Origin of the sequence: Novipirellula rosea, from assembly GCF_039541335.1 — a bacterium.
GTDB classification, from domain to species: domain Bacteria; phylum Planctomycetota; class Planctomycetia; order Pirellulales; family Pirellulaceae; genus Novipirellula; species Novipirellula rosea.
This window is the reverse complement of record NZ_BAABGA010000061.1, coordinates 1-875: the sequence shown is the minus strand read 5'-3', so window position 1 is coordinate 875 and position 875 is coordinate 1. Positions and strand designations below refer to the sequence as shown.

The 875-nt window shown below is 58.5% G+C and carries 2 protein-coding genes; both read left to right on the top strand.

The genetic code is table 11. The annotated features are described in order from the left end of the window. The coding region (locus ABD971_RS22910) for a tyrosine-type recombinase/integrase (RefSeq protein ID WP_345325922.1) at window positions 1-322 on the top strand (322 nt) is incomplete at its 5' end. Between the two features lie 3 nt (window positions 323-325). Next, window positions 326-875, top strand: a 550-nt coding sequence (locus ABD971_RS22905) for an IS91 family transposase (RefSeq protein WP_425571348.1), incomplete at its 3' end; no start/stop codon positions are given.

Genomic DNA, 875 nt, shown 5'->3' with positions numbered 1-875 from the left:
TCAACATCCACGGTTCCTCTTCCCCGCCGAGGGGCGTAATCACAAACAATCGTCTACGGCCGACACCCCGATCCAGACTTCGACTTTGCAAAAGGCGATGGGCAAGATCGCGGTGGAGCTGAAGTTTACCAAGCGTGTCAGTATCCACACGCTACGGCATTCTTATGCCACGCATCTGCTCGAAGCAGGCGTCTCTTTAAAGGTCATTCAACAGTATCTCGGTCATAGCAGCCTGCAGACTACGATGATCTACCTGCATCTGACCGACACCGCCGAGGCTAACGCCAGAGAAACGATCGAACAGATCTTTCGCAGACGTTAAGCGATGCCCACCGTTGCGAGCTGCCTCCGACAGCACGCACCGGCACTGCTGCAAGCTTTTGGCAACCGAGTGCCGCTTCCCATGCGGATCGTCCTGGATGCCATCACCCGCTGCCGCACTGGCGAGTTGGGCCGTGTCCTGATCGAATGCGAGAAGTGTCAAGCGAAGCACCTCATCGGTCGCTCGTGTGGCAACCGTCACTGCCCCAACTGCCAGAAGCATAAGACGCAGAGTTGGCTCGCCAAGCAGTCGGAACGACTGTTGCCGGTGCATCACTTCCTGGTCACTTTTACGGTTCCGGAGGAACTGCGTTCGCTGCTGCGCGGCCATCGTCGCGAAGGCTACACTGCCATCTTCGATTGCGGCAGTGACACGATTCGCGACGTGGCGGGTGCCATGCGTTCGCTCGCCGGGTGCCAACTTGGCTTCTTCGGCGTCTTGCACACCTGGGGACGCGATCCCATGGTCTACCATCCCCACGCACACTTCGTGGTCCCCGGTGGCGGAGTCAACGAAACCGAAGGCTGTTGGCAAGCGACTGCGGAAAACTTTT